Origin of the sequence: Pseudomonas sp. GM17 (assembly GCF_000282175.2) — a bacterium.
GTDB lineage: Bacteria > Pseudomonadota > Gammaproteobacteria > Pseudomonadales > Pseudomonadaceae > Aquipseudomonas > Aquipseudomonas chlororaphis.
Genome location: NZ_CP124732.1, coordinates 1,292,794 through 1,314,377, shown reverse-complemented (window position 1 = coordinate 1,314,377; position 21,584 = coordinate 1,292,794). Strand labels below are relative to the sequence as shown.

12 protein-coding genes and 2 pseudogenes are annotated in these 21,584 nt (G+C 63.2%); 4 read left to right on the top strand and 10 right to left on the bottom strand.

Translation table 11 applies throughout. The features are described 5' to 3' along the window. Positions 1-24: 24 nt before the first annotated feature. From PMI20_RS05865 to glnE, 8 genes and pseudogenes are all read right to left on the bottom strand, one after another. Entirely contained in the window at positions 25-1,479 is a 1,455-nt protein-coding gene (locus PMI20_RS05865; protein WP_007926793.1) for a lipopolysaccharide kinase InaA family protein, read from the bottom strand. Continuing rightward, a pseudogene (locus PMI20_RS05860) lies at positions 1,479-2,230 on the bottom strand (lipopolysaccharide kinase InaA family protein). Before PMI20_RS05860 ends, PMI20_RS05865 begins: the two are co-directional and overlap by 1 nt. Then, positions 2,227-2,960 (bottom strand): annotated as a pseudogene (locus PMI20_RS05855) (lipopolysaccharide kinase InaA family protein). Before PMI20_RS05855 ends, PMI20_RS05860 begins: the two co-directional pseudogenes overlap by 4 nt. Then, positions 2,960-3,766, bottom strand: a complete 807-nt coding sequence (rfaP, locus tag PMI20_RS05850) for a lipopolysaccharide core heptose(I) kinase RfaP (RefSeq protein ID WP_007926796.1) — start codon at positions 3,764-3,766, stop codon at positions 2,960-2,962. Before rfaP ends, PMI20_RS05855 begins: the two are co-directional and overlap by 1 nt. After that, entirely contained in the window at positions 3,766-4,887 is a 1,122-nt protein-coding gene (locus tag PMI20_RS05845) for a glycosyltransferase family 4 protein (RefSeq protein ID WP_007926797.1), read from the bottom strand. Before PMI20_RS05845 ends, rfaP begins: the two co-directional genes overlap by 1 nt. Beyond that, positions 4,887-5,948: a lipopolysaccharide heptosyltransferase I gene (waaC, locus tag PMI20_RS05840; RefSeq protein ID WP_007926798.1), complete on the bottom strand. Its 1,062-nt coding sequence runs from the start codon at positions 5,946-5,948 to the stop codon at positions 4,887-4,889. The genes PMI20_RS05845 and waaC overlap by 1 nt, the downstream gene beginning before the upstream one ends. Further along, a complete protein-coding gene (gene waaF / locus PMI20_RS05835; RefSeq protein WP_007926799.1) occupies positions 5,949-6,983 on the bottom strand; it encodes a lipopolysaccharide heptosyltransferase II in 1,035 nt (344 codons plus the stop codon). Positions 6,984-7,123: 140 nt separating this feature from the next. After that, positions 7,124-10,063, bottom strand: a complete 2,940-nt coding sequence (glnE, locus tag PMI20_RS05830; RefSeq protein WP_007926800.1) for a bifunctional [glutamate--ammonia ligase]-adenylyl-L-tyrosine phosphorylase/[glutamate--ammonia-ligase] adenylyltransferase — start codon at positions 10,061-10,063, stop codon at positions 7,124-7,126. Between the two features lie 381 nt (positions 10,064-10,444). On the opposite strand from glnE, the gene aceE reads away from it, so the two are divergent. From aceE to msrA, 4 genes are all read left to right on the top strand, one after another. Next, entirely contained in the window at positions 10,445-13,090 is a 2,646-nt protein-coding gene (aceE, locus tag PMI20_RS05825; protein ID WP_007926801.1) for a pyruvate dehydrogenase (acetyl-transferring), homodimeric type, read from the top strand. Positions 13,091-13,101: 11 nt separating this feature from the next. Continuing rightward, positions 13,102-15,039 carry a dihydrolipoyllysine-residue acetyltransferase gene (gene aceF / locus PMI20_RS05820; RefSeq protein WP_007926802.1) on the top strand — a complete coding sequence of 646 codons (1,938 nt, stop codon included), beginning with the start codon at positions 13,102-13,104 and terminating at the stop codon, positions 15,037-15,039. A gap of 310 nt (positions 15,040-15,349) precedes the next feature. Further along, on the top strand, positions 15,350-18,043 hold the full coding sequence (locus tag PMI20_RS05815; RefSeq protein WP_007926803.1) for a putative bifunctional diguanylate cyclase/phosphodiesterase: 2,694 nt from the start codon (positions 15,350-15,352) through the stop codon (positions 18,041-18,043). A 73-nt stretch (positions 18,044-18,116) separates the two neighbouring features. Further along, positions 18,117-18,764, top strand: a complete 648-nt coding sequence (gene msrA, locus PMI20_RS05810) for a peptide-methionine (S)-S-oxide reductase MsrA (protein ID WP_007926804.1) — start codon at positions 18,117-18,119, stop codon at positions 18,762-18,764. Between the two features lie 111 nt (positions 18,765-18,875). Here msrA and PMI20_RS05805 read toward each other — a convergent pair whose 3' ends face one another. Together PMI20_RS05805 and putP are read right to left on the bottom strand one after the other, a co-directional pair. Further along, a complete protein-coding gene (locus PMI20_RS05805) occupies positions 18,876-19,712 on the bottom strand; it encodes a 23S rRNA (adenine(2030)-N(6))-methyltransferase RlmJ (RefSeq protein WP_007926805.1) in 837 nt (278 codons plus the stop codon). 160 nt (positions 19,713-19,872) lie between these two features. Then, positions 19,873-21,357 carry a sodium/proline symporter PutP gene (gene putP / locus PMI20_RS05800; RefSeq protein ID WP_007926806.1) on the bottom strand — a complete coding sequence of 495 codons (1,485 nt, stop codon included), beginning with the start codon at positions 21,355-21,357 and terminating at the stop codon, positions 19,873-19,875. Between the last annotated feature and the right edge of the window lie 227 nt (positions 21,358-21,584).

Sequence of the window (21,584 nt, the reverse complement as noted above, 5' to 3'; positions counted from 1 at the left end):
AGCCTGCGGCAGCGGCTACAGGTGTCAGCCGGTGAAAGGTTCGGCGGTTTTAGGCAGGCGTTGGTCGATGACCTGATACAGCGCGCTGCTTTCTGGCCAGTTACGCATGAAGCGCGCACGGTCGCGGGCGTAGGCCGGGGCGAAGCTGCCGAGGCTGTGGTGCTGGCACATGGAATCCAGGTCGATCAGCGCCCAGCGGTCCTCTTGCCAGAACAGGTTGTGCCCCTTGAAGTCGCCATGGCTGATGCGTTCGCGGATCAACTCGGCAAACAGCCGGTCCAGCGCCTGCAACTCCGCTTCCGGAGCCGCGCCGCTGTCGATATAGGGCGCGAAGCGTTCGATGATGTCCGGCCCCGCCAGGTATTCGGTCACCAGATAGGCCCGACTGCGCAGCCAGAGAAAACGCTTCTCCAGCAAGGCCAGCGGCTTGGGCGTGGCAATGCCGAGGAACGCCAGGCGATTGCCCTCCTGCCACGAATGCCAGGCCCGGCTGGGGCGCCAGAAGCGCTTGAGCCAATGGGCAAAACCCTTGATGTTGTAGCGCTTGACCAACAGGGTGCGGCCCGCCACTTCGACTCGGCCGACGCTGGCGGCGCCACCGGTCTTGTACAGGTGCCCCTGGTCCAGCAGCGCGTCGGCCTGCTCCAGCACCGGCAGCATCGCCGCCTCTTCCTCGCGCCGAATCGCCCACAAGGCGAAGGGCCCGCGCAGCACGCTGAACAGGGTGCACTCGCGACCGACCTTGTTGAGGAAATCCTTCAAGCGCCAGCTGCGCACCTTGTCCACCTGCTTCTGCAAGGCTTCCAGCGGCAAGGCATGCTCGGCATTGTTCAGCAGGTAATGCACCAGCAGCTCTTCGGTGAAGGGCTCCAGGCTCTTGGGCAACTGGGCGAAAAACACCCCGAGGTTTTCCAGGACTTTCTGCCGGGACAGCGGTTTGCCCGCCTGTTCCACGCAGATCCCGGCGCCGTCGATCAGGTACAACTTGCCCTGATGACGCAGCAGGTTGTCCAGATGCAGGTCTTCCTGCCACAGGCCCTTGCCGTGCAATTCGGCGATGGCGGCCAGGGCTTCGGCGAGTACCGCCTGCTGCTCATCAGCCAACGCTGGCAACGACTCCACTTGTTTCCAGGCATCGCCCAGACTCTCGGAGCCTTCCAGGAACTCGAACAGCAGCCAGCCGCCCTCGCCTTCCTTCAGGCCGTCTGCCAACAGCAACGGCGTGGTCATGCCCTGCTCTTCAAGCAAGCGCACGCCTTGCAGCTCACGCTGGAAATGCCGCGCCGCCTTGGCCCCCACCAGTAACTTGGCCAGCACCGGACGCCCGCGCCATACACCGGCGCCGACATAGCGCTGCCCCGGTAGCACCCGCAGCAGGCTGAGCAACTGCAGCGTGGCCGGCCCGGCAGCGTCGGCCAGTTCCAGGCTCAACGGCAGGCTTGGCGCGCGGCCGGCCCGTTCAAGTTCGGACAGACGCATCAACGAGTCTCCTTGTGGCTGCGGCGCGCACTCAGGCGGTTCAGCCAGGCATCGACCAGCGAGCTGTCCCGCGGCTGATCCAGATAGGTCGCAAGCAAGGCGCGCACATCGCTCTCACTCCAGACCGGGCGCGACGCAACAACGGCTCCAGGTCCTTGACCCGGTCACGCTGGCCGAACAACAGCGGACGGGTCTTTTCCAGGTCGATCAATTGCGCCTGGTAACCATCGCCGGTGGCCCGCAGGAAAATATGCTTGGGATAAAAGCAGCCGTGCACCTGGCGCACCGCGTGCAACTGGCGCGCCAGCAGGCCGCAGGCCCGCAGGATCGCCGCGTGCTGGTCCGGGCTGAGCTGCGCCCATTGTTGCAGTAGCGAATCCAGATCGTTCCAGCCATCCAGTGCCCGGGTCAGCAGGATCGCCCGGGTTTCACCTGCCACCTTGCGCTCGCCAAAGAAGGCCGCCTGCAGCGCCGGAATACCCAGCTGCTGGTAGCGGCTGATATTGCGAAACTCGCGGGCGAAACTCGGCTCGCCGAACGGCCGGTGCAGGGTCCGCGTCAGGTAGTTGCTCTGGCGCTTGAGGTAGTAGCCGTGGCCTTCCAGATCAAGGCGATACACGCTGCTCCAGCCCCCACCATCGGTGTTGGGCTCGTCCACCGCCTCAAGTTGCTTGGCCCACAACGCGTCGAAGCTGTCGAGGCCGTGGCGCTCCAGCAACGCACGGTCCTGAGCCGCCAGGAAATCGGTCATTCGCGTCCCTCGAAAAATCTCAGCACATGCCGGATGCGGCACTTGTCCGCAGCATTCAGCCGGGTGCGCTGGCGGTACTGCAAATAGAAGCGCAGGCGCTGGGTGGCGGACAAATGATACTTGGCCACCTTGTCCAGGCACGCCAGGTCCTTGGTGATCCGGTACTTGAGCCAGAAACCGCGCCAGAAATCGCCATTGGGGCAATCGATCAGGTAAAGCCGGACCTCATCGTCGATCAGCAGGTTGCGCCACTTCAAGTCGTTATGGGTAAAGCGATGCTCATGCATGATCCGCGTGTAGCGCGCCAGCTGCTGGCTGACCCGGTCCACCCAGGCCCGATCGGCCAGCAGCGGGTCGTTGCGCTCGGCCAGGACCGACAGGTCTTCGGTGCGTGGCAGCTCGCGGGTGATCATCGCCCCCGGTCGTAAGCCAGGCCACGGCGCTCCAGGCCCCAGGCCACCACCTCCGCCGTGGGAATGCCCCACTTGGCGAAACGCTTGAGGTTCTGCCACTCGGACTTGACCCGCGGCTTGCCCAGATAGCGCCGCAGGTTCTTGCCGGCGCCGGTGTAGCGCTTGACGTAATAGTTGATGCCGTTGCGTTCGACCCGGATGACCTCCGACAACGGGTCGCGGGTCAGGTGTTCGCCCTCGAGGGCAAAGACCGCATCCAGACTGCCGAAGTCCTGCGCCAGCTCCCGATACCCAGGTTCAAGGTTCCAACCCGCCATCAGAGCGCATCTCCGTACCGCTGCTTGCGTGCGTACAGCTTGTTGGCCTTGCCCTCCAGCCAGGCCAGCAGAGGCGCTTCGTCGCTCAGGATCTGGCGCAATGGCTGTTGGAAATAACCCTTGAGGAAGCGCAGCTTGTCGCGCCGGGTCAGGCCGATATCCAGTGCCGAGAAATACAGCGCCGCCAGGTCCTTGTCGCGCCAGCGCCGGGTGATGGCCGGGCGGGTCTGGGCGCGGTGCAGGTCGATCACCGAGAGCTTGAAGTCATCCGGCGTCACCAGCTTGTCGGTGTGCAGCAGGAAGTGACAGATGTAGCAGTCGCGATGGTTGACCCCGGCGCGGTGCATCATGCCGGTCATGCGCGCCACTTCGGCGATCAGCGCGCGCTTGAGCCTGGGCTGCGGCGGCTGCTTGACCCAGTCGATGCTGAAGTCTTCGAGGCTGATGGTCGGCGCCAGCTCCTCGGTGACGATGAACGAATGCTGGTTGGCCGGGTTGCTGCCGCGTTCGCCATAGGCGACGGCGGTCATGGTCGGCACACCGGCTTCCTGCAGGCGTTGGATGGCCTGCCATTCCTGGCCCGCGCCGAGCACCGGCAGCTTGGCGGTGAGCAGGTTCTTGAAGATCTCGCCCCAACCGATACCGCGGTGAATCTTTACGAAGAACCCTTCGCCAGCCACCTCGGTACGCAAGGTACGGCGGGCTTCCAGTTCACGGTAGACCTGGCCGTCCAGACGCTCGACTTCGGCGAACGCATCGCGTCCGGCCCAAAGGGTCTTGAACGGTTCGGCAAGAATCAACTTCATCAGTGTTGCTCCGCCAGAATCACATCCGCAGCGTGCTGCGGCATGCTATAGAGGTCGGCCGTCTCGGCGAACGCCAGGCCGTTACGGCTCCAGGTCGCGCGTGCAGCGTCGTCGGTCAACATGGTGTTCAGGTATTGATTGAGCTGTCCCTGCTCCAGTGGCTCGTCCAGTACCAGGCCGCTGTCGGCCTCGGCGATGTAATGGGCATAACCGCAGACCGCGCTGACCAGCACCGGCAAGCCGGCCACCAGCGCTTCCAGCAACACGGTGCCGGTGTTTTCGTTGTACGCCGGGTGGATCAACAGATCGGCGCCCAACAGGAAACGCGGAATATCACTGCGCCCCTTGAGGAACTGCACATGCTCGCCCAGGCCCAATGCCGCGCTCTGTAATTGGAATACTTTGGGGTCGTCCTGGCCAATTACAAATAGCCGGGTGCGTTTCTTCAGCTCCGGCGGCAAGGCAGCCACGGCCTTGAGGCTGCGATCCACGCCCTTGGTCTTGAACCCGGAGCCGATCTGCACCAGCAGCAAATCATCGTCTTTCAGGGCGAACTCACGACGGAATTCGGCGCGGATCTCGGCCGCGTTGGCCGGCGCGCGACGGTCCTGGGCGATGCCTGGCGGCAGCAGGTGGAAACGCTCCACCGGGGTATCGTAATGCTTGATGAACAGCGGCTGCTGGACCTCGGAAATCATCAGCACTTCGGTCTTGGCGTCCCGGGCGAACACCGCCCGCTCGTATTCGGCGAAGTGCCGGTAGCGGCCCCAGCGGCGGTACAGCGAGTGGCGCAGGTTCTGCGCCTTGTCTTCGAAGCAGCCGTCGGCGGCGTAGTACACGTCCAGGCCGGGCATCTTGTTGAAGCCGATCAGGCGGTCCACCGGGCGCTTGGCCAGGTCGGCCTCCATCCAGGCGCTGAGCTTCTCGTTACGACGATGGTTGAAGAACGCCTTGACCGGCGCCACCAGCACCTCGAAACCCGGCGGCACATCGCCTTCCCAGATCAGCGTATAGACGCGAATCCGGTGCCCGCGCTTCTGGCACTCCAGGGCGATGCGCATGAAGTCCCGTTGCAAGCCGCCGAACGGGAAGTATTTATAAAGGACAAAAGCCAATTGCATCAGCGCAGCTCCTCAGCCAGTAACAACCTGCTCAGCCGGCTGGCGACACGCTCAGGATTCAGACGCGTGAAGCACAGCGGCCACTCGCGTTTCAGGTCGAACCGCCGCTGATCTTCAGCCGTCGGTTGATAGGTGCATTTTTTCTGCAGGCACGGCGCGCAGGGGAAGTCGCTGGCCATATGGATCTGCGCCTTGCCATAGGCACCGGTCAGGCCCGGGTTGGTCGGGCCGAACAGGGAAATGGTCGGCACATCCAGCGCCGCGGCGAGATGGCCAAGCCCGGTATCCACCGCGACGCAGGCCCGGGCTTGCGCCAGCACCTTGGCGACGCCCGCCAGGTTCAGCTTCGGCAGCACCGTGGCGTTGCTCAGGCCCTGGGCAATACGCTCGGCCCGGGCCTTCTCCGCCGGGTTGCCCCACGGCAACTTGACCTCGACGCCCAACTGGCCCATGCGTTCGGCCAGCTCGCGCCAATAGGCTTGCGGCCAGTGCTTGGTGTCCCAGGTGGTGCCGTGCAGGAACACCACGAACGGCTTGGGCCGCGGCAACTCCACCAGTTTCTCGACGTTCAGGCCGTAATCGCCCAGGCCCTGGGGCAAGTCATACCCCAGCGCCACGGCGAACAGCTGGCGCACACGCTCCACGGCATGCTGGCCGCGGGCGACGGCCAGGCGCCGCGAATAGAAACGCGCCGCCAGGGGTTCGCGTGCCGACTGCTTGTCCAGGCCGGCCACCGGCGCCTTGACGTAGCGCGTCAGCCAGGCGCTTTTCAGCAAGCCCTGGGCGTCGATCACCAGATCGTACTTGGTGGCACGCACGCTTTGCTTGAAGCGCCGCCACTCGCCACTCTTGATGGTCTGCCAGATGTTCTTGCGCCAGCGGCGAATCGCCACCGGGATCACTTTATCCACAGCCGGGTGCCAGGTCGGGATTTCCGCGAACCCCTCTTCCACCACCCAGTCGAACTTGACCCCCGGGATCGCCCGCGCCGCATCGGTCAGCGCCGGCAGCGCATGAATCACGTCGCCCAGGGAAGAGGTCTTGATCAACAGTACCCGCACTTACCGAACCTCGACCGCGGTGCCTTGCAACCGCTGCAAGGCCTGGTCCACCGAGTCGGGCAGCAGCTGGCGCAGGCAGTTGTAATGGCCAAAGCGGCAGGTGCGATCGAAGCACGGGCTGCACTCGATGCCCAGGCGCACGACTTCGACCTGGTCGGCCAAGGGCGGGGTGAACCCCGGAGACGTCGAACCGTACACCGCCACCAGCGGGCGATTCAGCGCCGCTGCCACGTGCATTAGCCCGGAGTCGTTGGACACCACGGAATCGGCGCAGGACAACAGGTCGATGGCCTCGGCCAGGGAGGTGCCGCCGCAGAGGTTGACCGACTCTTCGCGCAGCCCAGGAATCAGCCGGGCGCGAATGTCTTCGCCGACCACATGATCGTTCTTCGAACCGAACAGCCAGACCTGCCAGCCCTCGCGGATCTTCAGCTCGGCAACCTTGGCGTAATGCTCGGACGGCCAGCGCTTGGCTTCGCCGAACTCGGCACCCGGACATAGCGCCAGCACCGGGCGGTCCAGGGTCAGGCCGAACTTGGCCAGCGCCGCTTCGCGGCTGGCCGGATCGATCTGCAGGTCGGGACGCGGATACGGCTTGGGCAGCTCGGCGCCCGGCTCGTAAGCCAGGGCCATGAAGCGCTCGATCATCAGCGGATAACGTTCTTTGTCCAGCGTGCGCACGTCGTTGAGCAGGCCGTAGCGGAACTCGCCACGCCAGCCGGTGCGTTGCGCGATGCCGGCAAAAAACGGCACCAGCGCCGACTTCAGCGAGTTGGGCAGCAGGATGGCCTGGTCGTACTGGCCGACCAGGGATTTGCCGATGCGCCGACGAGTCGCCAGTTCCAGCACGCCGTGGCCGAGCGGGAAGCTCAAGGCCCGCCGCACTTGCGGCATGCGCTCCAGGATCGGCCGGCTCCACTCCGGGGCCAGCACGTCGATCTCGCATTGAGGATGGCGCTGTTTCAGACACTGGAAGAGTGTCTGCGCCATCACCATGTCACCGACCCAACTGGGCCCAACGATCAGAATATTCATGTGGTTTCCAAAAACGAACCGGGGAGGCTTACGCCTCCCCGCCTCGAGAATCCAGCCCTGCGGCATTCACCGCCAGCTCATTGTGGACGAGCCGCAACCTGGCTCGCCGGATACATTTGTGGCAACGCAGCGCACGCTGCCTAGCTTAGCCCCAGCTCGCGCCAAATCCGCAATACCTCCCGTCGCTCGCTGGCGAACTGGTCGCCGGCGATGACCCCGGCCTCGTTCTGCAAGGCCTGGCGGTGAGCCGCGGAGCGGTAGGCCTTATAGACCTCACGCAACAGACTGGCGTCGGTCGCGGGCATCAGCCCGACTTCCTCCAGACCTTCCAGAATGCGGATATTGTCGGTGTAGCGCAGCAATGACGGGTGCTCTTGCGACCACGCCAGGGCCGCGTATTGCACCATAAATTCGATGTCGACGATACCTCCGGCGTCCTGCTTGAGGTCGAACGGCGCCGTGGCCTCGAAGGCATTTGCCGCGGTTCCGGCAGCCGTCGCCCTGGTCCCCAGATTGTCGCGCATCTTGGCCCGCATCTCGCTGACCTCCTGCTGCAACTTGGGCAGGTCACGGGCACGACCCAACACCGCCGCCCGCACTTTCTCGAAGGCCTGGCCGACATCCTGGCTACCCACCAGCACCCGGGCGCGCACCAGCGCCTGATGCTCCCAGGTCCAGGCCTCGTTCTCCTGATAACGGGCGAAAGCCCCCAACGAACTCACCAGCAAGCCCGACGCCCCGGACGGCCGCAGACGCATGTCCACTTCGTACAGCTGGCCGGAGTTGGTCTGGGTGGTCAGCAGGTGAATGATCCGCTGGCCCAGGCGGGTGAAGAACTGCGCGCCGTCGATCGGTTTCGGCCCATCGGTTTCCGCCTGCGGATCGCCGTCATGGATAAACACCAGGTCCAGGTCGGAACCATGCCCGAGTTCCAGGCCGCCGACTTTCCCGTAACCGACAATAATGAAGCCGGGATCGCACAAGCTGCCATCGGTGCGCTGCGGAGCGCCGTATTTGGCCACGGTCTGGCGCCAGGCCAGGGCCAGCACCTGCTCGAGGATCGCCTCGGCCAGCCAGGTCAGGTAATCGCTGACCTTCATCAACGGCAGGCTGCCGGCGATTTCCGAGGCCGCCACCCGCAGGCGGTGAGCCAGCTTGAAGTGGCGCAGCGCCTCCATCTGCTGCTCCAGGTCGTCCTCGGGAATACGCGTCAGGCGTTCGCGCAACTCGGCGGCCAGTTCCGGCGCCAGTGGCGGCTTGAACAGCCGGCCTTCGTTGAGCAACTCATCGAGCAGCAGCGGGAAGCGAGTGATCTGCTCGGCGATCCACGGGCTGGCGGCACACAGGGTCAGCAGGCGGCGCAAGGCCCCGGGATTCTCGGTGAGCAGCACCAGGTAGGCAGAACGCCGCGCCACCGCCTCGACCAGCGGCAACACCCGCTCCAGCACCAGGTCCGGATTAGCATGTTCCACCGCCTGGGCCAGCAGGCGGGGAATAAAGGCATCGAGGCGTTCGCGCCCCAAACGCTGCATGGCTCGCAATTGCGGGCTGCCACGCAGGCCGGCCAGCGCCCTAAGTGCCTTGGGTGCGTCATTGAAACCACCCTCCTGCAACTGCCGGCAGGCGGCTTCTTCGTCTTGGGCTTCTTCCCAGAGCGGCAGCCATTCACCGCCAACCACCACTTCGCATTCGCTGCCTTCGTCTTCATCCGGATCGGCGATCACCTGACGGAAGTGCCATTCCACCCGACCGCGCCAATACATCAGCCGCTCATGGAACGCCGCCCAGTCGGCAAAACCCAGCATGAAGGCAATACGCGCCTGGTCCTGTGGATTGTCCGGCAGCATCTGCGTCTGCCGGTCGGCGATCGCCTGGATCGCATGTTCGGTGTAACGCAGGAATTCGTAACCTTCACGCAGCTCGGCGATCACCGCGGGCGGCAGGTAACCCTGCCCCTCCAGGGTGGTCAGCACCTTTAATAGAGGACGCTGCTGCAGGCTCAGGTCGCGCCCGCCGTGGATCAGCTGGAAAGCCTGGGCGATGAACTCGACTTCACGAATCCCGCCGGAGCCCAGCTTGATATTGTCGGCCATGCCCTTGCGCCGCACTTCCTGCTGGATCAGCTGCTTCATGGTGCGCAGCGCTTCGATCGCCGAGAAGTCCAGGTAACGCCGATAGACAAAGGGCCGCAGCATGTCGAGCAACTGCGCGCCGGCGATCTGGTCACCCGCCACCACCCGCGCCTTGATCATCGCGTAGCGCTCCCAGTCGCGGCCCTGATCCTGGTAGTACTGCTCCAGCGCATTGAAGCTCAGCACCAGGGCGCCCGCCGAACCGTAGGGCCGCAGGCGCATGTCGACGCGGAACACGAAACCGTCGACGGTCATCGGGTCCAGCGCCTTGATCAGGCGCTGCCCCAGGCGGATGAAAAACTCCTGGTTATCCAGCGCACGCTTCACGCCCACGGTCTCCCCGCCTTCGGGGTAGGCGAAGATCAGGTCGATGTCGGACGACAGGTTCAGCTCGACGGCGCCCAGCTTGCCCATGCCGAGGATGACCATCTGCTGCGGCTCGCCGCTGCGCCGGCCGGTGGGAACACCGAACTGCTCGCAGTGGCGCTGGTACAACCATTGATAGGCCTGGTCGATGCAGGCGTCGGCCATGTCCGAGAGGTCGCGACAGGTCTGCACCAGATCCGCCTGGCGTGTCAGGTCGCGCCAGATGATCCGCACCTGATGACGATTGCGCTGACGCCGCAGCACCCGCCCCAGCTCGTCTTCGCTGGTGGCCTGCTGCACCGCCGCGGCGATCTGCGCGCATAGCTCGCCCGGGCCGAAGCCGCGGTCGAGCTCACCGCCGCGCACCAGCTCCAGCAACATCAAAGGGTCACGAAGGCTCTGTTCAATGAAAAAGTCGCTGGCGGCGCTCACCCGGGCGAACTCGGCCCAGCGCTCGGGGGTCCAGGCGGCGAGCCCGTGATCGTCGTCCAGGGTCGACACGGCACTACGGAACGACTGCTCCGCACGGCTGACAAAAGGCAGGAGAGTCGCTGGGAGTTCGGCAAGCGCGGGCAGGCTCATGGGCTATCCTTGATCGGCGTAGAAAGGGGCGGTCGGGGCAAATTCTGCGGGCGCGGCCCTTGAAGGACTGTCGAACAAAAGTTAGAAATAGCTGTATTTTTTATTATTTTGGCAGCCAGCATCAAATTCTTACCCATTGGTGTTGGAAATCGACCAACAGTAACGATTATTCTCACAACGCAGCAGGAGGCCACAAGCCAATCTTCTGTAGTTTTACTACTCGTCTATACATTCGAAAGGCTGAAATGGCCGACGATTTGTAGTAAAACTACACGCCGCCGTATCAACCTCCGGCAATCCAAGAATTTTATCGTCTGCCCACAAGGCCAGTCGCAAACTCAGGCAACCGATTCTGGAAGCCTTTCCGCCCTGGAGCAAGCCATGCAAGACCTCGATCCCGTCGAAACCCAGGAATGGCTGGACGCCCTGGAATCGGTTCTCGACAAAGAAGGCGAAGACCGTGCTCACTACCTGATGACCCGTATGGGCGAACTCGCGACCCGCAGCGGCTCGCAACTGCCCTACGCCATCACCACGCCGTACCGCAACACGATTCCCGTCACCCACGAAGCACGCATGCCTGGCGACCTGTTCATGGAACGCCGCATTCGCTCGCTGGTACGTTGGAACGCGTTGGCCATGGTCATGCGTACGAACCTGAAAGATTCTGACCTGGGCGGTCACATCTCCAGCTTCGCTTCCAGTGCGACGCTGTATGACATCGGCTTCAACTACTTCTTCCAGGCGCCAACCGAAGAACATGGCGGCGACCTGATCTACTTCCAGGGCCACGCCTCCCCTGGCGTCTACGCTCGCGCTTTCATGGAAGGCCGCATCAGCGAAGACCAGATGAACAACTTCCGTCAGGAAGTGGATGGCAACGGCCTGTCCTCCTACCCGCACCCATGGCTGATGCCTGATTTCTGGCAGTTCCCGACCGTCTCCATGGGTCTGGGGCCGATCCAGGCGATCTACCAGGCGCGCTTCATGAAGTACCTGGAAGCCCGCGGTTTCATCCAGCCGGGCAAGCAGAAAGTCTGGTGCTTCATGGGCGACGGCGAGTGCGACGAGCCGGAATCCCTGGGCGCGATCTCCCTGGCCGGCCGCGAGAAGCTGGACAACCTGATCTTCGTCATCAACTGCAACCTGCAGCGCCTCGACGGCCCGGTTCGCGGCAACGGCAAGATCATCCAGGAACTCGAAGGCGTGTTCCGTGGCGCCCAGTGGAATGTGAACAAGGTCATCTGGGGCCGTTTCTGGGACCCACTGCTGGCCAAGGACACCGACGGCATCCTGCAACGCCGCATGGACGAAGTCATCGACGGCGAGTACCAGAACTACAAGGCCAAAGACGGCGCCTTCGTGCGTGAGCATTTCTTCAACACGCCAGAACTCAAGGCGATGGTCGAAGACCTGTCCGACGACGAAATCTGGAAACTCAACCGTGGCGGCCACGACCCGTACAAGGTCTATGCGGCCTACCACGAGGCGGTCAACCACAAAGAGCAACCGACCGTCATCCTGGCCAAGACCATCAAGGGTTATGGCACCGGCGCCGGCGAAGCGAAGAACACCGCGCACAACACCAAGAAAGTCGATGTCGACAGCCTGAAGTTGTTCCGCGACCGCTTCGACATTCCGGTCAAGGACGAAGAGATCGAAAACCTGCCGTTCTTCAAACCGGAAGAAGGCAGTGCCGAAGCCCGTTACCTGAGCGAGCGTCGTGCCGCGCTGGGCGGTTTCGTGCCTCAGCGTCGCGCCAAGAGCTTCAACATCCCGACCCCGCCACTGGATACCCTCAAGGCCATCCTCGACGGTTCGGGCGACCGCGAAATCTCCACCACCATGGCCTTCGTGCGGATCCTCGCGCAGCTGGTCAAGGACAAGGAAATCGGCCAGCGCATCGTGCCGATCATCCCCGACGAAGCCCGCACCTTCGGTATGGAAGGCATGTTCCGTCAATTGGGCATCTACTCGTCCGTCGGCCAGCTCTACGAGCCAGTCGATAAAGACCAGGTGATGTTCTACCGCGAAGACAAGAAGGGCCAGATCCTCGAGGAAGGCATCAACGAAGCGGGCGCCATGAGCTCCTTCATTGCAGCCGGTACCTCGTACTCCAGCCACAACCAGCCGATGCTGCCGTTCTACATCTTCTATTCGATGTTCGGCTTCCAGCGTATCGGCGACCTGGCCTGGGCCGCTGGCGACAGCCGTACCCGTGGCTTCCTGATCGGCGGTACCGCCGGCCGTACCACCCTCAACGGTGAAGGCCTGCAGCACGAAGACGGTCACAGCCACATGCTGGCGGGCACCATCCCGAACTGCCGCACCTTCGATCCGACCTATGGCTACGAGCTGGCGGTGATCATCCAGGACGGCATGAAGAAGATGACCGAAGAGCAACAGGACGTCTTCTACTACATCACCGTGATGAACGAGTCCTACCAGCAGCCAGCCATGCCGGCCGGTGTCGAGGAAGGCATCATCAAGGGCATGTACCTGCTCGAGGAAGACACCCGCGAAGCGGCGCACCACGTACAGCTGATGGGCTCCGGCACTATCCTGCGCGAAGTCCGTGAAGCGGCGAAGATCCTGCGTGAAGAATTCAACGTGGGCGCGGACGTCTGGAGCGTTACCAGCTTCAACGAACTGCGTCGCGATGGCCTGGCAGTCGAGCGCAGCAACCGTCTGCACCCGGGCCAGAAGCCTAAGCTGAGCTATGTCGAAGAGTGCTTGAGCGGCCGCAAGGGCCCGGTCATCGCCTCTACCGACTACATGAAGCTGTTCGCCGAACAGATTCGTCAGTGGGTCCCGTCCAAGGAATTCAAAGTCCTGGGCACCGACGGTTTCGGCCGCAGTGACAGCCGCAAGAAGCTGCGTCACTTCTTCGAAGTCGACCGTCATTTCGTGGTGTTGGCAGCCCTGGAAGCCTTGGCTGACCGTGGTGACATCGAACCTAAGGTCGTGGCCGAGGCCATCACCAAGTTCGGTATCAACCCGGAAAAACGCAACCCACTGGACTGCTGAGGAGATTTTTTGTGAGCGAACTCATTCGCGTACCTGACATCGGCAGCGGTGAAGGTGAAGTAATCGAACTGTTTGTGAAGGTCGGCGACCGTATCGAAGCCGACCAGAGCATCCTGACGCTGGAATCGGACAAGGCGAGCATGGAAGTTCCGGCACCCAAAGCCGGCGTCATCAAAAGCCTGAAAGTGAAGCTGGGCGATCGCCTGAAAGAAGGCGACGAGCTGCTGGAACTGGAAGTCGAGGGTGCCGCTGCCGTGGCGCCAGCGGCCGCCGCTCCGGCTGCCAAGGCCGCGGAAAAACCAGCTGCAGCGCCGGCGCCTGCCGCTCCTGCTGCGGCGCCTGCCGCCGCTTCGACCCAGCAAGTCCACGTGCCGGATATCGGCTCGTCGGGCAAGGCCCAGATCATCGAGATCCAGGTCAAGGTCGGCGACACCGTCGAAGCCGACCAGTCGCTGATCACCCTCGAATCCGACAAGGCCAGCATGGAAATCCCATCGCCAGCCGCTGGCGTGGTCGAGAGCATCAGCGTCAAGCTCAACGATGAAGTCGGCACTGGCGACCTGATCCTGGCCCTGAAAGTGGCGGGCGCTGCCCCTACCGCCGCTGCGCCTGCCCAGGCTGCCGCTCCGGCCGCTGCTGCTCCGGCACCAGCTGCTGCCGCACCTGCCGCCCCAGTGGCCGACAGCGTCCAGGACATCCACGTCCCGGATATCGGTTCGGCCGGCAAGGCCAAGATCATCGAAGTGCTGGTCAAGGCTGGCGACAGCGTTGAAGCCGACCAGTCGCTGATCACCCTCGAGTCCGACAAGGCCAGCATGGAAATCCCATCGCCTGCCGCCGGCATCGTGGAAAGCGTTGCGATCAAGCTGGACGACGAAGTCGGTACCGGCGACCTGATCCTCAAGCTGAAAGTCAAAGGCGCAGCACCTGCTGCTGCCGCGGCGGCGCCAAGCGCTCCGGCACCTGCCGCTGCTGCTCCGACTGCTGCTGCACCTGCTGCCGCCCCGGCCGCTGCACCTGCCAAGCCTGGCGCCAAAGTTCACGCAGGCCCTGCAGTGCGTCAACTGGCCCGTGAGTTCGGCGTCGAGCTGAGCGCTGTTGGCGCCAGCGGTCCGCACGGTCGCATCCTCAAGGAAGACGTGCAGGTTTACGTCAAAGCGATGATGCAAAAGGCCAAGGAAGCGCCAGCTGCTGGCGGCGCAACCGGTGGCGCAGGCATCCCACCGATTCCGGTGGTGGACTTCAGCCGCTTCGGCGAGATCGAAGAAGTGCCGATGACCCGCCTGATGCAGGCTGGCGCATCGAACCTGCATCGCAGCTGGCTGAACGTGCCCCACGTCACCCAGTTCGACTCGGCCGACATCACCGAGCTGGAAGCCTTCCGGATCGCCCAGAAAGCCGTTGCAGAGAAGGCCGGCGTCAAGCTGACCATCCTGCCGCTGCTGCTGAAATCCTGCGCGCACCTGCTCAAGGAACTGCCGGACTTCAACAGTTCGCTGGCGCCTAGCGGCAAAGCGATCATCCGCAAGAAGTACGTAAACATCGGCTTCGCGGTCGACACCCCGGATGGCCTGCTGGTACCGGTCATCAAGAACGTCGATCAGAAGAGCCTGCTGCAACTGGCTGCCGAAGCCGCTTCCCTGGCTGAAAAAGCCCGGACCAAGAAGCTCTCGGCGGACGACATGCAGGGCGCCTGCTTCACCATCTCCAGCCTCGGTCACATTGGCGGCACCGGCTTCACGCCGATCGTCAACGCACCGGAAGTGGCGATCCTCGGCGTTTCCAAGGCCACCATCCAGCCAGTCTGGGACGGCAAAGCCTTCCAGCCGAAGCTGATGCTGCCGCTGTCGCTGTCCTACGATCACCGCGTGATCAACGGCGCCGCTGCTGCACGCTTCACCAAGCGTCTGAGCGATCTGCTGGCGGATATCCGCACCATCCTGCTGTAAGACTCGGCCGGCTTCCCTGTCATGGGGAAGCCGGCCGTTGCACCCTTTTCGAGCGCCACGCTCGTACCTCAACCCCGTCGATTTGGCGGGGCTTTTTTTTGCCGAAAAATCGCTGTAACCAGCCGCCAAAGCCCGGTAAAACACTAGGAAAGATTAGCTTTCAGAAATCTTCCGTTCTGCCGATAGATTCTTATAGCACTTAGCCTTCATCTCACTTGTCAGTCAGTGCCGCATGATGCAACCTTGCCGCAGGCAACAGTAAAGAGGGCGCGAGCCCGGCGCGATCAGCATTTACCAAGCGAGTTTCCCCATGAAAAGCCAACCCGATGCCGCCAGCCGTATGGTGGCCGAGGTAGTGACGCAGTTGCCCGTGCCCTCGCGGCTCGGCATGCTGCGTTTCGAACGGCTGAATGAAGCGAGCTGGGCCCTGCTGTTTCTCGACCCGAACTGTGAACGCCAATTCGGCCTGCCCGCCGTCGAGCTCTGTGCCCTGGTCGGCTCGCCCTATGCCAGCCTGATGGAACCGGAAGCCCGTTATCAGCTGCACGATGCGATCCAGCAGCAACTGACCCACAGCCCGCATTACCTGATTCGCTACACCCTGCACACCGCCAAGGGCTCACTCAGCCTGCTGGAACTCGGCGAAGCCTACAAACAGCACAATCGACACCTGCTGCGTGGCTATTTCCTGGTGGTCGACGGCCTGCTCGAGAACGATCAGCCGCTCTCCGCGCCCGACCTGGAAACCCAGAACAGTCGCCTGCAAATCGCCCTGGAACTCAATCAGCGTGCCCAGCAGGAACAACTCCAGCACCTCGAACGGGTGCGCGCCCAGCAAGACCTGATCCTGCTCCTGGCCCGCCAGCGCTACAGCGCCAACAACTCCCTGCTGGAAGCCGCCGAGCTGATCACCCGCAGCGCCTGCGACATCTACGAAATCGACTGTGCCAGCATCTGGAACCTGGAAGGCCAGTCGCTGGTGCCCATCTGCGCCTATCACCGCGACCTGCAGGAATACATCCTGCCGGAGACGATCGACGCCAGCGACTTCCCCGACTACCTCGAAGCCCTGCACACCAGCCGGGCCATCGATGCGCACAATGCCATGCGTGACCCGCGCACCCGGGAAATGGCCGAGAGCCTGCGCCCGCGCAATATCAACGCCATGCTCGACGCCAGTATCCGCATCGACGGCCAGGTGGTCGGCGTGCTGTGCCTGGAACAAGTGGGCAACACCCGCGCCTGGCAATCCGATGAAATCGCCTTTGCCGGCGAGCTGGCCGACCAGTTCGCCCAGGTCATCAACAACCACAACCGCCGTACCGCCACTAGCGCCCTGCACCTGTTCCAACGTGCGGTCGAGCAAAGCGCCAATGCCTTTCTGCTGGTCAATTGCGACGGCGTGGTGGAGTACGTCAACCCGAGCTTCACTGCGATCACCCAGTACAGCACCGAGGAAGTCCACGGCCATCGGCTGGCGGAACTGCCGGCGCTGGAGAACCTCAGCGAACTGCTGTTCGACGCGCCCTCCAGCCTGGCCAAGAGCAACAGCTGGCAGGGCGAGTTCAAGAGCCGGCGCAAGAACCTGGAGCCGTACTGGGGCCAGCTGTCGATCTCCAAGGTCTATGGCGACAACCGCGAACTGACCCACTACATCGGCATCTACGAAGACATCACCCAGACCAAGCTGGCCCAGCAACGCATCGAGCGCCTGGCCTACACCGACAACCTGACCAACCTGGGCAACCGCCCCGCCTTCATCCGCAACCTCGACGAACGCTTCGCCCGCGACAGCGACAGCCCCATCAGCTTGCTGCTGGTGGACATCGACAATTTCAAGCGGATCAACGACAGCCTCGGCCACCAGACCGGCGACAAGCTGCTGATCAGCCTGGCCCGGCGCCTGCGCAACAGCCTGAGCCCGAGCGGCAGCCTGGCGCGCTTCGCCAGTAACGAGTTCGCCGTGCTGCTGGACGACACCGACCTGGAGGCCGGCCAACAGATCGCCAGCCAGTTGCTGATGACCCTCGACAAGCCGATGTTCGTCGACAACCAACTCATCAGCGTCACCGGCTCCGTGGGACTGGCCTGCGCACCGCTGCACGGCCGCGACCCGCAGACCCTGATGCGCAACGCCGGCCTGGCGCTGCACAAGGCCAAGGCCAACGGCAAACATCAGGTGCAGGTATTTACCGAGGCCCTGAACGCCGAAGCCAGCTACAAGCTGTTCGTGGAAAACAACCTGCGCCGCGCCCTGACCCAGAACGAGCTGGACGTGTTCTACCAGCCCAAGCTGTGCCTGCGCAGCGGACGCCTGCTGGGCCTGGAGGCGCTGCTGCGCTGGAACCATCCGGAAAAGGGCATGATCCGCCCGGACCAGTTCATCAGCGTCGCCGAAGAGACCGGCCTGATCATCCCGATCGGCAAATGGATCGCGCGCCAGGCCTGTCGCATGAGCAAGCAGCTCACCGCCGCTGGCCTGGGCAATCTGCAGGTAGCGATCAACCTGTCGCCCAAGCAGTTTTCCGACCCGGACCTGGTGGCCTCCATCGCCAGCATCCTCAAGGAAGAACAGCTGCCCGCCTCGCTGCTGGAGCTGGAACTGACCGAAGGTCTGCTGCTGGAAGCCACCGAAGACACCCACCAGCAACTCGACCAGCTGAAAAAGCTCGGCCTGACCCTGGCCATGGACGACTTCGGCACCGGCTATTCGTCGCTGAGCTACTTGAAGAAATTCCCGATCGACATCATCAAGATCGATCGCAGCTTCATCCATGAAATCCCCGCCAACCAGGACGACATGGAAATCACCTCGGCGGTGATCGCCATGGCCCACAACCTGAAGATCCAGGTGGTGGCCGAGGGCATCGAAACCGCGGAGCAGCTGTCCTTCCTGCGTCGCCACCGCTGCGATGTCGGCCAGGGCTACCTGTTCGACCGGCCGATCCCCGGCTCGGAGCTGATCGACAAGCTCAAACGTTATCCGCGCGGCCCAATCGCCTGACAGCGCTGTAACACTCGGGCAAACTGCGTGTCTGGTTAATTACTCAATCCCACCCTGACTGAGAGGACTGATCATGGTTCTGCGCTCGGAAATTCTGGTGAACAAAAACGTGCTACCTACCAAAGAACAAGCCCTGCCTGGCCGCGAAACCCCGATGACCGTGCCAGCCGAACACTTCGTCAACGGCAACCCGCTGCTGGGCCCGTTCCCGGGCAACGTGGAATTCGCCATCTTCGGCCTGGGTTGCTTCTGGGGCGCGGAACGCAAGTTCTGGCAGCGCGAGGGCGTGTTCAGCACGTCGGTGGGCTACGCCGGCGGCTTTACCCCGAACCCGACCTACGAAGAAGTCTGCTCGGGCCTGACCGGCCATAGCGAAGTGGTGCTGGTGGTCTACGAGCCGGAGAAAGTCAGCTATCAGGAACTGCTGGCGATGTTCTGGGAACTGCACAACCCGACCCAGGGCATGCGCCAGGGCAACGACATCGGCACCCAGTACCGCTCGGTGATCTATGCCACCAACCCGACCCAGCTGGAGCAGGCCAAGGCCAGCGAAAAAGTGTTCCAGGCCGAGCTGACCAAGGCCGGGCTGGGCGCCATCACCACGGAAATCGAAGAAGCCCCGACCTTCTACTACGCCGAGGCCTACCATCAGCAATACCTGGCGAAGAACCCGGAAGGCTACTGCGGGATCGGCGGCACAGGCGTGACCTGCCCGATCTGACCCGTAGCCGCTGACGAGGCACGAGGCTGCGATGCGGTCCGCAGGAGCGCCCTCGGGGGCCGCTTCGCTGCCCATCGCAGCCTCGGGCCTCGGCAGCGGCTACACCTCACATTATTCGGCGATCAGCCAATCCATCTGCCAGCCACCCTGGGTCTGGCCCAGTTTCTGCGCCAGCCACGGCAACAGCTCGCGCAACTCCTCTTCCAGCCCCCACGGCGGGTTGGCAATCGCCAGGCCCGAGCCGTTCAAGCTGTTGGGCGTATCCAGCGGATGCACCAGCAGTTCCACACGCAGCAGCTTCGGCGCGCCGGTACCGGCCAGGTCCTGGTAGAAGCGGCGCAGCGCCCGCTGATCCTTGACCGGGTACCAGATGGCCGCCACGGTCTGGCGCATCCGGCCGATGGCTTCTTTCAACGACGCGGCGCAACGCTGCATCTCGTCGAGCTGTTCGAACGGCGGGTCGATCAGCATCACCGCGCGCTTCTCGGCCACCGGCAGCAGCGCCCGCGCCACATGCCAGCCCTCGCCCAGGTGGACCGCCACCCGGCGATCGCCCTTCATGTTTTCCTTGAGCAGCAACCCGTCTTCCGGATGCTTCTCGTTGAGCAGCACCCGGTCCTGGGAACGGGTCAGGCGCCGCGCCAGCTCGGGCGAGCCCGGGTAATAACGCAGTTCGCCATCGGGGTTCATCTTGTGCAGCACCGCCATGTAGTCGGCGGTCAGCGCTGGCAGGTCCTGCTCGCCCCACAGGCGCGCGATGCCTTCCAGGTACTCGCCGGTGCGGTTGGCCTGATCGCCCTGGAGGTCGTACAGGCCGATGCCGGCATGACTGTCGAGGTAGGCGAACGGCTGCTCCTTGCGCGACATCAGGGCGATGAGGCGGGTCAGGGTCAGGTGTTTGAAGACGTCGGCGTGGTTGCCGGCGTGGAAGGCGTGACGATAGTTCATGGTTGCTCCTGCGCAGGGGGCGAAGTTTACCCTGTGCCACGGCCGGCGTCAGGTCGTGTCGGGAGCTTCCACGGCGCAGGCACGCCCATAAAAAAGCCCGCATCCCAGGGAATGCGGGCTTTTCGAATCACTGCAGGGTTAGCGCCTCAGCGGCTCCCGATCAGTGGTTGAGCTTGTAGTCTTTCTCGGCTGCCTCGAAACGCTGGACCATGCCGGCGCTCGGCGCGCTCATCTTGCTCACCAGCAGGATGGCCAGGCTGGCGAAGATGAAGCCCGGGATGATTTCGTACAGGCCCAGCACATTGAAGTGCTTCCACAGGATCACGGTCACGGCGCCGACGATGATGCCGGCCAGCGCGCCGTCGCGGGTCATGCCTTTCCACAGTACCGAGATCAGCACCACAGGACCGAAGGCTGCGCCGAAACCGGCCCAGGCGTAGCTGACCAGGCCCAGCACGCGGTTTTCCGGGTTGGCGGCCATGGCGATGGCGACCAGGGCAACCAGCAGCACCATGGCGCGACCGACCCATACCAGCTCCAGCTGGGAAGCATGTTTACGCAGGAAGGCCTTGTAGAAGTCTTCGGTCAGGGCACTGGAACACACCAGCAACTGACAGCTCAGGGTGCTCATCACCGCCGCCAGGATGGCCGACAGCAGCACACCGGCGATCCATGGGTTGAACAGGATCTTGGCCAACTCAATGAACACCCGCTCGTGGTTCTCGGTCACGGGACCGGCCACTTCCGGGTGCGCCGAGAAGTAGGCGATACCGAAGAAGCCCACGGCCACGGTGCCGCCCAGGCACAGGATCATCCAGGTCATGGAGATACGACGGGCGTTGGCGATCGACTTGACCGAATCCGCGGCCATGAAGCGTGCCAGGATGTGCGGCTGGCCGAAGTAGCCCAGGCCCCAGCCCATCAGCGAGATGATGCCAATGAAGGTGGTGTTTTTCAGCATGTCGAAGTTGCTTGGGTCCTGGGCTTCGATCGCCAGGAAGGTGGTGTCGACGCCACCGGTGGCCAGCAGCACGATGATCGGCGTCAGCAGCAGGGCGAAGATCATCAGGGTGGCTTGTACGGTGTCGGTCCAGCTCACTGCCAGGAAACCACCGACGAAGGTGTAGGCGATGGTCGCCGCGGCACCGGCCCACAGGGCGGTCTCGTAAGGCATGCCGAAGGTGCTTTCGAACAGACGGGCACCGGCAACGATGCCGGAAGCGCAGTAAATGGTGAAGAACACCAGGATCACGATCGCGGAGATGATCCGCAGCAGCCCGCTCTTGTCCTCGAAGCGGCTGGAGAAATAGTCCGGCAGCGTCAATGCATCGCCGTTGTGTTCGGTTTGTACTCGCAGACGACCGGCGACGAACAGCCAGTTCAGGTAGGCACCGACGATCAGGCCGATGGCGATCCAGCTCTCGGACAGGCCGGACATGTAAATGGCGCCCGGCAGGCCCATCAGCAACCAGCCGCTCATGTCGGAAGCACCGGCGGAAAGCGCGGTCACCACGCTACCCAGGCTGCGGCCACCGAGGATGTAGTCAGAAAGGTTGTTGGTAGAGCGATAGGCCATGAAGCCGATCAGCACCATAGCTGCGATGTAGATCACGAACGTGATCAAGGTTGGATTGCTTGCACTCATTGAGTTACGCCCTGGCTTTGTTTTTATGTAGCGGCGGTCAGCACCACCGCTCTCAAACGACTACGTTTGAGAGACGGTTGGCTACTCCGCGCATTTATGACTGATGTTTCCCCAGGAAAGCCACCAGCCGATGAACCGGCCTCGAGGGCCGGTTGCACCTTGGGCGCGAATGCTATTCAACAATTCAAAGAAGGTGCAACCTGTTTCGCGAGAATAAGTTGCACCCG